Origin of the sequence: Dapis brunnea BLCC-M229, assembly GCF_050015995.1 — a bacterium.
GTDB lineage: Bacteria > Cyanobacteriota > Cyanobacteriia > Cyanobacteriales > Microcoleaceae > Trichodesmium.
Window position 1 is genome coordinate 19,547 of sequence record NZ_JBNHEP010000288.1, and the last position, 10,064, is coordinate 29,610.

10 protein-coding genes are annotated in these 10,064 nt (G+C 33.4%); 6 read left to right on the forward strand and 4 right to left on the reverse strand.

Going from position 1 to position 10,064, the window contains the following annotated elements:
* Nucleotides 1-827 precede the first annotated feature (827 nt).
* Both ACP6PM_RS33130 and ACP6PM_RS33135 read left to right on the forward strand, forming a co-directional pair.
* Entirely contained in the window at nucleotides 828-1,280 is a 453-nt protein-coding gene (locus tag ACP6PM_RS33130) for a hypothetical protein (RefSeq protein WP_426591103.1), read from the forward strand.
* An 89-nt stretch (nucleotides 1,281-1,369) separates the two neighbouring features.
* A complete protein-coding gene (locus ACP6PM_RS33135) occupies nucleotides 1,370-1,951 on the forward strand; it encodes a hypothetical protein (protein WP_426591104.1) in 582 nt (193 codons plus the stop codon).
* Between the two features lie 733 nt (nucleotides 1,952-2,684).
* On the opposite strand, the gene ACP6PM_RS33140 is transcribed toward ACP6PM_RS33135, so the two are convergent.
* Nucleotides 2,685-3,017, reverse strand: coding sequence for a TMEM14 family protein (locus ACP6PM_RS33140; RefSeq protein WP_426591166.1), 333 nt, complete (start codon nucleotides 3,015-3,017; stop codon nucleotides 2,685-2,687).
* Between the two features lie 1,035 nt (nucleotides 3,018-4,052).
* On the opposite strand from ACP6PM_RS33140, the gene ACP6PM_RS33145 reads away from it, so the two are divergent.
* From ACP6PM_RS33145 to ACP6PM_RS33160, 4 genes are all read left to right on the forward strand, one after another.
* The gene (locus ACP6PM_RS33145) at nucleotides 4,053-5,360 is read left to right on the forward strand and encodes an ATP-binding protein (protein WP_426591105.1); all 1,308 of its coding nucleotides are present in this window, start codon (nucleotides 4,053-4,055) and stop codon (nucleotides 5,358-5,360) included.
* 201 nt (nucleotides 5,361-5,561) lie between these two features.
* On the forward strand, nucleotides 5,562-6,008 hold the full coding sequence (locus tag ACP6PM_RS33150; RefSeq protein WP_426591106.1) for a tellurite resistance TerB family protein: 447 nt from the start codon (nucleotides 5,562-5,564) through the stop codon (nucleotides 6,006-6,008).
* A gap of 447 nt (nucleotides 6,009-6,455) precedes the next feature.
* A complete protein-coding gene (locus ACP6PM_RS33155; RefSeq protein ID WP_426591107.1) occupies nucleotides 6,456-6,872 on the forward strand; it encodes an acyl-CoA thioesterase in 417 nt (138 codons plus the stop codon).
* A gap of 28 nt (nucleotides 6,873-6,900) precedes the next feature.
* The gene (locus tag ACP6PM_RS33160; protein ID WP_426591108.1) at nucleotides 6,901-7,131 is read left to right on the forward strand and encodes a hypothetical protein; all 231 of its coding nucleotides are present in this window, start codon (nucleotides 6,901-6,903) and stop codon (nucleotides 7,129-7,131) included.
* Between the two features lie 211 nt (nucleotides 7,132-7,342).
* On the opposite strand, the gene ACP6PM_RS33165 is transcribed toward ACP6PM_RS33160, so the two are convergent.
* The 3 genes from ACP6PM_RS33165 to ACP6PM_RS33175 all read right to left on the reverse strand — a co-directional run bounded on the left by ACP6PM_RS33165 (nucleotide 7,343) and on the right by ACP6PM_RS33175 (nucleotide 9,381).
* A complete protein-coding gene (locus ACP6PM_RS33165; protein ID WP_426591167.1) occupies nucleotides 7,343-7,600 on the reverse strand; it encodes a KGK domain-containing protein in 258 nt (85 codons plus the stop codon).
* A 21-nt stretch (nucleotides 7,601-7,621) separates the two neighbouring features.
* Nucleotides 7,622-7,795 (reverse strand): hypothetical protein, encoded by a 174-nt coding sequence (locus ACP6PM_RS33170; RefSeq protein ID WP_426591109.1) that lies wholly within the window; start codon nucleotides 7,793-7,795, stop codon nucleotides 7,622-7,624.
* Nucleotides 7,796-7,965: 170 nt separating this feature from the next.
* Nucleotides 7,966-9,381, reverse strand: coding sequence for a 2-succinylbenzoate--CoA ligase (locus tag ACP6PM_RS33175; protein ID WP_426591110.1), 1,416 nt, complete (start codon nucleotides 9,379-9,381; stop codon nucleotides 7,966-7,968).
* Between the last annotated feature and the right edge of the window lie 683 nt (nucleotides 9,382-10,064).

Genomic DNA, 10,064 nt, shown 5'->3' on the forward strand with positions numbered 1-10,064 from the left:
ATACAACTATCAGGACTGTAATTTATCAAACTTCAAACATACCTGTTTTTCTCTGAAGAAGGAAGAAGGAAGAAGAAGTAAAGTAGATTAGTCTATAGATTAATACCATTTTGATAAATGTTGACTACGAATCTTTATTCCCTATTTTCTATTCCCTAGTTAGAAGTTAGAAGAGTGAGAAATAGAACAGGAGAAAAAGATAAAATCTCAGCCATGATCATATTCACCATCTCCCAATATTTATAGCCGTTTTCATAAATATAGAATACAACTATCAGGACTGTAATTTATCAAACTTCAAACATACCTGTTTTTCTCTGTAGTCTACCTTTGTGAAAACCGCTATAAGTGCATAAATAAACCTCTCTTAAAATCCAAAATAAAATTAATTATTATTCATAAATTATCAATCTATTACCTCTTTTATAGAAATGTCTAATAGTTTCCAAATGAGTTCTATAGATACTCAAGATACTCAACAAAATAGTTGTCTGTTTTTTTGATGAGATAGAATATAATTTATACCCTTCCTGGCTAAATAAAAGTATGATTTTACAGCAGTTAGGAGTCAGGACTCTCAGATTTATACTAAGTTACAAAACAATTAAACTATCAGTAATAAAGAAAGTACCAAAGAATATCCACTTAAAACAGAGAATAATGGTATAATTAGTCTGAAGCCACAACAGTATATTCATGTTCTTGACAATAATACTGGTGTTACCAGACTAGAAATAGGTCCGCAAACTATTACTCTAGGAGATGCGGAAAGGTTAGTCTTACAACCAAGACCGACCATTGTGGTTCCACCTAGCTATTACTGTATAGTGGCTAATCCTGTATTAAGAGATAGTAATGGTCAACTGGTGGTAGATGAGTATGGTCAAATTAGACTTAGATATGGCGATCGCGAAATTCGCTTTGCTCAAGACCCTTTCCCTTTATATCCAGGAGAAATACTCGAAGAAGATGTAACTCAACTACAGATAGTTGAGACAAACCAAGCACTACGTCTCAAAGCAATACGAGATTTTACTGATACAGTCACCGTTGCAGGAGAGTCTCAAACCGTCATTCGTGCTACAGGGGATGAATGGTTATTTGAGGGGCCGGGAACTTACACCCCAAGGGTAGAAGTTGAAGTCATAGATATAGTTACCGCTAAAATAATTAAACCTAACCAAGCCTTACGACTCCTGGCAAGACAAAATTGTATAGACCGTCAAGGTAACAGACGTAGAGCGGGGGAAAAATGGTTGGTCAGGGAAGAAGGTGACTAATATTGATATTCAGTCCGTGGAGCCAGTTGATGAGGAGACGTTGAAGAGTTTACAGAAGTCGGTACAACTAGCAATTCAAATTACTACTGATGCTCAGGAAGCTGCTGCCTGCCCGTCGAGATGCTGAAAGAATTGAACAGGAGGCTAAGGCGAGGTTGGACAGGCAGATAATTGTAGACAGGGGTGCTTCGGAAGTAGAGCGGAAACAATTATTGGAGTTAGAGGCGGAAAATGATGCTATTGAGGCGACGGGTATAGCTAGTGCTGAGGCTAGGGCGAAGGCAGAAGCGGCTCAGATTCAAGGCCAGTTAGCGGTGAATTTGGCACAGCAGGAAGTAGAAGCAGCACGCATTTGCCATGAGGCGGAAATGGCTCAGTTGAGGGCGCGTCACGAGACTGAGTTAGCCCATCAGCAGACACTGAATAATTTAGAGATTGAGAAGGCAAGGCAAATGGCTGAAATTACTGCCACTGAGTTTCAGCAAAAAGTGGAGGCTTTGGGGGCTGAGACAATTCAGGCGATCGCTCAAGCTGGCCCAGAAATGCAGGCCAGGTTGTTAGAGGGGCTTGGTCTTCAGAGTGTTTTGATTACTGATGGTAAGAGTCCGATTAATCTTTTTAGTACGGCTAATGGGTTGATTAATCCGAATAATGCCACAAATAAATTCTGATTCTTGATTTGTTGAAAATTTTTTGAAAGCAAGGGGTAGGAAGGAATTTTTTCTATTAAAAAACTATTGTCTATTCAGGCAAGTCTCTACTTTTTTCTCTCTTCCATATTGCCTGTTTCTTTGTAAGCATTTCTGTGCCGGAATGCTCCGCAAACAGCTATTAGCGGTCAGCTCTCATTTTTTTAATAAATGAAGTAAGCATTGTTTAAGACTTCTGAAGTTACCAGGGGAACTTTTAATTTATATTTATAATTAGATTAAATCTGTCAATGCTAACTTCTGCTTTAAAGCAGGGCTATTTCATTCTAGAATAAACTGAGGATTTTACTAGCTTTTAGAGATTGGTTGATATAACCTTCAACCCTTGAAAAGACATATTTTCTTTAAATGCAGAAAAAGTCATAAATTAGAACGAAATAGCCCTGGCTTTAAAGGGTATAACTTATTAGTTATTAAAATCGCTCTGAAAGCTAAAATCTGACGGCTGAATACTTACCGGATAATTAATAATTAAATAATTAAATAATTAAATAATTAAACAGTTTAGGTTAAAAGCCTCCCCTTTGGATAGGGGAAAAAAGCGGTCGTTTGCGGAGCATTCCGTAGGATGGGATGGCGAGGTTTCCTCGCTAGCCTCCAATCTCCCCTTGAGAAATAAATTTTTTCCTTATTGGTCAATCCTCTCCCTTTTAGGGTAAGGTAATTATCCATTATCCATTAATGAAGTTTCTTTTTAAATTGTGGCTGAATTATTCAGACTAATTTGATATACCATAACTGCTACAGCAGCAATACCAGTTAAAATCATTAACCCCGCAGGCATCATTTTACGGGTTTTAACTAAACGGATAATAAATGTAATTACTAGAATAGTTGTTATAACTATAGAAAATATTAAACCCCAATATATTCCTATTAGCTGAATAATACCACTAATAATTAGTAGTAAACCGCTGACACTACCAGATATTAAGGATATTTTGCTGCCTACTTTTGTATATCCAATAATGCCTCCAACAATTGCTAATATACCATAGGCGATCGCTGCTATTATGCCGATATTTATAGTCATTATTATTAAATTCCAAAAACTAAAACTAACTTATACAGCTTATTTGTGGCAATAGCTAGCCAATTTATCAAAACTTAATATTGCTTAAATAAGGCTTGCTGATTAACTGATAAAGCATTTACAGATAAAGGCTAAAGCCTTTATTATGTGAAAAAAGTGCAAGCTTTTCGGTCGTTTAACCTCAAAAAGTTAGCATTTTGAGCAGATAAAGGCCGAAAAATCAAGGGAGAATTATTCCTACTACCTCACTCTAGAATTCCTATTACTCCTAAATTATGAATCAAAAGGTCCTCAGCTAATCTTAGTAATTGCTTCATTCTTTCCCAAGCTGATAATGCAGTTCCTCTGTAAGAGGCTAGCTGACTGCAAGTTAGCTGAATACTTAAAGATTAGATAAAAAGTCGGAAATGATTAGTTCGGAAATGATTAGTTCTGTTCTTTGTTCCCAAATTCCGAGAGATTTTATACACAACCAGACTGAGGACTACTACAACAGTTTTTGAGATATTTCCCTATTCTCAGGCATATCTGAAGTCGTAAGCATTCAGTTATTAGCTAGCCTCTTACGAAGGAACTACATTAACAGCAGTCAGCAATAACAATCAAGTCAGTTATTGGGTAATTAAGTCTAGACAATTTGTAGAGGTGACATAGCAGAGAACTTAGTTTATCCAATCTGCTTTTCCCTATACTTTTAATTCTTCTAACTTCACTTATCCTGATGCTAGTAACTGGTAGCTAATGACTGATAGCTGAATGTTTACCTTAAGTCAATGTAAAAAAACAGTAGTTTAGAACTATAAGATAGTAAAATTATAGCAATTCCCATACTGGTAAGGTACAAAATCTGTTTGTTTTAGGGAACAGGGAATAGGGAAAACTTAACTGGGAATAGAATAGAAATAAATATAGGTGTATCTTATTAGCCTGATAAACGCTATATCTCTATAATTACATGTTTATTTACTCAACAAAATTAGTGAAAAAAATAGCCTGTGATTAATCAGTCTATCAAATAATTAATCAATTATGTCTTGTTTAGATGCCCAAGTTATCGCCCAAATTCAAAACTTGCAACAGCAAATAGCATCTCTTTTGTTATATCAGTCTGTTCTCAAAAAAACAGTGGGTGAAGCTTTTATCCTGCTCTTACAATCTTTGTCTAAAAATGATGGGATGGGAATAGAATGTATTCGAGCTTATGGTAATTGGTTTAGAACTATTGCTAGTAAAAATATTTCCTGGCAAGAATATCTAATTTCTCAGATTATTCAAGATGATAATCCCTTTAGTCAACAAGTTCAAAAAATAAATATTACCAGCCTATCTCCAAATTTAATCGCAGCAGCAAAACATGATTTGCAAGTTTTACAAAATCTTTATCAGTGCAGTGGTACAACAATTAGTCAGTGGGTAAAAACAATAGCTAAATTAGAAAAACCTCCCATTGCTTGGGAACTAGAATCAGAAAAAAAAGAAGCTATATACGAAAAATTAAGAAATTTAGAAAATTGGTCAGATGCTATTGAGACCTTAGCCACTCACTATAGTTATTTTGGCACAGGTTTATTCCCTGAATCAATTGCCTTTGAATGGCGCAATGGTCAACTATTAACTATTACCCATCACGATCCAGTTAAATTAAAAGAATTAATAGGATATGAATTCCAACGAGACACTTTAATCAAAAATACAGAATTTCTTCTATCAGGATATCCAGCACTTAATGTTTTACTTTATGGTAGTCGTGGTTCCGGGAAATCTTCCTTAGTAAAAGCTTTATTAAATGAATATAGTCAACGTAATCTGCGTTTAGTTGAAGTAGCTAAGTCTGACTTAAAAGATTTACCATTAATTGTGGAAAAATTACGGAATGTTCCACAAAAATTTATTATCTTTGTTGATGACCTTTCCTTTGAAGAAGATGATGATACTTTTAAAGCTTTAAAAGTTGTTTTAGAAGGTAATTTAACTGCTAGACCAGCAAATGTGGTAGTCTATGCTACATCAAATAGAAGGCATTTAATAAGAGAATTCTTTAACGATCGCCCTCGCCCAAAAGATAGTGATGAAGTGCATAATTGGGATACAGTTCAAGAAAAGCTTTCTTTTAGCGATCGCTTTGGTTTAACCTTAACTTTTGAACCTGCTAACCAAGATACCTATTTAATAATTGTCAGGCATCTGGCAAAGCAAGAAAAAATCAATCTAAATCCTGAAGATTTAGACTATCAAGCCTTACAATGGGCAACTAGAAATAATGGTCGTTCTGGACGAACGGCACGACAATTTATTGATTTTCTCAAAGCTAATTTAGCAGTTTTTGAGAAGTATTGAAGAAGATGATAGGTTGCAGGTGATAGGTTTGAGGTTCTCTTGAATAATAGTGGAGTTTTTCACTCAATTTTATAGATGTTACCTAAAATTTTCTCATCTATAACCTAGGACTTACAACCTATTTCCTAAAACCTAACACTTAAGGTTGCCGAAAAATCGGAGCCTAGTAACAGTAAAAAAATTACTAATGAGGTAACTAAAATGGGTCTTTTTGAGCAAGGAACAGCAACAATACAAGCTACTGATATTAAATTAGAACCTGCTGAAGCTTTTGCAGCTATCGCTTTAATTGCTGTAGCTGCTGATGGTATTATTACTGAAAGTGAAAAACAAGGTATTAGTAATATTTTCTCTCGCATGGAACTATTCTCTAATTATTCAGAAGAAGGTAAGAGAGAAATGTTAGATCGTCTCTTGGGTATGATTAAGAATAAAGAGATTAAGCCTTTGTTTGATGCTGCAGTTATTAAACTTCCTCAAGAGTTAAAGGAAACAGTTTTTGCTGTTAGTACAGATTTGGTTTTAGTAGATGGAGATCTTGCTGAAGAGGAAGAACAACTTTTGAATGAATTGTATAATACTTTGGAAATTTCCGAAGCAGTAGCTAATAAGATTATTGATGTAATGATGATTAAAAATAAGGGTTAATTTAACAAATCTGCGACTATAATTCAGGAGTCAAGAGGTAATAAGAAAGAAGAAGACTGTAGTTATAATTCAGGAATTCATAAAGGGTTTAAATTTCCCGTGCTTATTGCCTTCTTCACTTCTGCTTTACTTCAAAAAATTAATTTTGATTGATATGCAATTAAAAATCCTAAATTTAAGATTTTAGTAATTGCTTATTTTTCCATGAAAGTTTTGGCTAAAGTTTAGAAATTCTATACTAAATCCACCTTAGTAAGAGGGGATTCAAAAAATTCAAAGCCTTTGCCTAGATTAAGATTTGAGGATAGGATACTTGTATCCTTTAATAACTGGATTTGGTATTATTATTTCTGAGTTTGAAATCCTTTGTAATGGTTTGGAGACCAAACTCGTACTTCGTATTTTTCAAGATATTATGTATCCTCACCATTCGATTTAATTCTATCAATGTCTTTTTACTATACAAGAATAGTTCATTTTCAGGATACTGATGCTGCAGGTGTGGTTTATTTTGCTAATGTTTTAGCAATGTGCCATGAAGCTTATGAGACATCTTTAATAGCATTTGGTATTAATTTGAAGGTTTTTTTTAGTAATCAAGAAGTTGCTATTCCAATTATTCATGCTAGTGTTGATTTTCGTCGTCCGATGTTTTGTGGGGATGAGTTAAGTATTAAATTAATGCCTAAAGGTTGGGGAGATGATGAGTTTGAAATTTCTTATCAAGTCTTTTTAAAAGAAGTGGGAAAAATGTGGGTGGCTAGAGCTAATACGAAACACGTTTGTATTCATCCTCAAACTAGAAGTAGGCAAAAATTATCTGATGAAATGAGGCGATGGTTATTGAGTTTTGGAAGTTCGTAGTTAAGTAAAATTAGAGGAGAATAGAATTATGGATACATTGAAGCCTTTTTATGATTTGATAATAAATTCCTTGAAGATAGGATTTACAATATTTTTCTTTGTAGTTCGTTTAATTGCACCATTTGAGAATAGATGTCTGATTTTTGCGATAATTGCAGCTATCATCATTTTTTTCCTTGCTACCGTTTTTTCTCCCTTTATCCAGAATATTCAGGGAACTGAAAATGCTATAGATATCAACTATGCTTCTTCGTATTGACTGGAGGATTTGCTTTAGGAAAAATATCACAGTGGATAACAAAAAGATTATTCATGTAAATCAAGTAAAATTGAAAAATTTAATATAGATAAAGTCATAACAGACTAGATTTTTATATCAGTCAAGTTAAGTTATATTACTCTAATAATTTGATTGACATATGAGAAAAGTTTTTTGAGTTTTCAGGTTTCATAGTGGGAGAGTTAGAAGTTTATTGATTATTTAAAAGTCGCTGATAATCTTCTCTTTGTCGAATATCATCTAATGGTGATTCTGGTTGTGGAGGTTCATCATAAAATAATTCAAATTCCATAGTTTGAATACTAGCATTTTTGAGTATGACTTGAATTCTCAGCTTACCAGGTTTCCAAATTTTAGAACCAAGTTTTAATATCTTGCACTCAATACCTTCTATAGGAAAAATTAACTTGATATTTCCGAAAGTAATTCCTACTTCATTTTCAATAATTTCTAGCCTTTGTTCAAAAAGTCAAGAGGCAATTTGCTTAGAACTATTTGTGTCTTTATCTACATATCGCTTCCAGAATCTATCTCTAATTTTTTTCCCTGCTAACTCCTTAAACCGTTCAACAGTAAAAATATCCTTCCCAATCATTAAAAAAATATCAGCATCAAATTCTAAAGGTTCAAATGTATTAGTCATAATATCCGAGCAAACTTTTATCTAGTTAAGAATAACACAATACTTTCACAAATATAAAATGTATTTGTACAGTTTCCTTATTTTATAAAATAACAACAAAGCCAAATTTTATATTCACCAATTTCAAACAATACTTATCCGATAATTGGTAGTGGCAGACTGTTTATACCCTATCCTCTAATTTTTTCCAGAGTAATTTCCTTCAATAATTCCCGATTAATTTTTCCTTGAGAATTACGAGGTAAGCTTTCAACCTTTAGCCAATATTTAGGTTGTTTAAATTTGGTCAATTTTCCATCAATAGCAACTAACAATTTTTCCCTAGAAACTTCAAAATTATTACCAACATAAACAGCAGTTACAACTTCACCCCAATATTTATCAGCTAAACCAATTACACAAACATCAGTAACTAACCCAGTTGCTAAAATAGCAGCTTCCACTTCTGCCGGAAAAACATTTTCCCCACCAGTAATAATTTTTTGACTGCTACGACCTACTATTTTTAAGTAACCTTGATCATCAAAAAATCCTAAATCATCCGTTGCTAAACTTTCATAATTCTTAAATATATTAGGATAATATCCTAAGGCTAAAGAATTAGCTTGAATACTAATATTACCAATTTTATTATGACTTAATATCTCCCGATTTTCATTTTTAACGATAATTTTAGCGTGAGGTAATACTTGACCGTTACTATTATTTCCTGCTAAAAAATCTTCTGGTTTAAGAGTCGCAACTTGAGAAGCAGTTTCTGTCATTCCATAAGTTGGAGCTAATTTAATCTGATATTTTCTTGCTGCATTAAATAATTCTTCCCAAGCAGCGGCACCACCTAAAAGCACTGTCTGAAAATTTGATAACCAATTAGCTATTTCTGCATTTTGTAGCAAATTTTGTAACTGGGTTGGCACCAGGGAAATGAAAAAATCATTGGGGTTAATATTCCATTCCTTTTTGTCGAAAATTTCTTTATAGGATGGCAAAATTACTAGATTTCCCTCAGTGGTAAAAGAGCGCATAAACTGCATTAAACCACTGACATGATATAGGGGTAAAACACAAAATGAATTAATTTGTTGTACTTGAAAATATTCTTGGAAACCTCTAACCGATGATATTAAAGTTTCCCATGTATGAATAGCAAATTTAATTTTTCCAGATGATCCACCAGTAGGAATCATAATCAAATTTTTTTCATTAGGGAGATTTTTTTTCCAGGGATTATCTGTAGGCAACCTAGATGTTTTTTCTAAACTCCCTTCTAGAAATTTATGGTTAAGGATATTTCCCAAAATTATGTCTGGTTGTACTGATTGTAAAACTTGTTCCCATTCCAATTTTCCCCAGTTAGGATTACATAAAAATACTTGACAACTAGCGCCAACAGCAGCAATAAAACTGGCAATAAATTCTGTTGGTTTTAGTTCTGATATTAATACTTTGCTTGGAGTTTCTGGATTTGTTATTTTGATTAACTCGGCAAATTTTTTCTCGGCAAGACAAGAAAATTTAGTAGAGGTAAAGAAGTTGGTATCTCTTTTGAGTTGGTATTGTTTTAGGTAGTTAAAAATTTGCTTCATAAATTAGTTCTGATATTAATATTTTGCTTAGGGTTTCTAGATAGGAGGTTTTGATTAAGTGAATTGTAAAAAAGACTATAAATTTCTACTTCTGACTTAATTTTATCTGAGACCAGAGAAGATTTTGTCGGCAAAATTAGCTGAGGAGCAAAATATTTCATCTGCCACAACTATATGAGGTAAAGTTCAACTCCCTTAAATAGATACAGACTCGAAATTTCTACTTCTAACTTAATTTTTTCTCAGACAACAGAACATTTGTTGGTCAAATTAGCTGAGGAGCAAAATATTTTATCTGCCACAACTATATAGATAAAGTTCGACTCCCTCAAACAAATACAGACTCGAAATTTCTACTTCTAACTTAATTTTTTCTCAGACAACAGAACATTTGTTGGTCAAATTAGCTGAGGAGCAAAATATTTTATCTGCCACAACTATATAGATAAAGTTCGACTCCCTCAAACAAATACAGACTCGAAATTTCTACTTCTAACTTAATTTTTTCTCAGACAACAGAACATTTGTTGGTCAAATTAGCTGAGGAGCAAAATATTTTATCTGCCACAACTATATAGATAAAGTTCGACTCCCTCAAACAAATACAGACTCGAAATTTCTACTTCTGCCTGAATTTTCTCTCAAACCAGAGAAGATTTTGCCAGAGAAATTAGCTGAGGAGC

Bases quoted from the DNA above. Each gene is read 5' to 3' on its own strand.
- ACP6PM_RS33135 (WP_426591104.1), top strand. From the start codon at position 1,370: ATGCTCAGGAAGCTGCTGCCTGCCCGTCGAGATGCTGAAAGAATTGAA.
- ACP6PM_RS33145 (WP_426591105.1), top strand. From the start codon at position 4,053: ATGTCTTGTTTAGATGCCCAAGTTATCGCCCAAATTCAAAACTTGCAA.
- ACP6PM_RS33150 (WP_426591106.1), top strand. From the start codon at position 5,562: ATGGGTCTTTTTGAGCAAGGAACAGCAACAATACAAGCTACTGATATT.
- ACP6PM_RS33155 (WP_426591107.1), top strand. From the start codon at position 6,456: ATGTCTTTTTACTATACAAGAATAGTTCATTTTCAGGATACTGATGCT.
- ACP6PM_RS33160 (WP_426591108.1), top strand. From the start codon at position 6,901: ATGGATACATTGAAGCCTTTTTATGATTTGATAATAAATTCCTTGAAG.
- ACP6PM_RS33170 (WP_426591109.1), bottom strand. From the start codon at position 7,795: ATGACTAATACATTTGAACCTTTAGAATTTGATGCTGATATTTTTTTA.
- ACP6PM_RS33175 (WP_426591110.1), bottom strand. From the start codon at position 9,381: ATGAAGCAAATTTTTAACTACCTAAAACAATACCAACTCAAAAGAGAT.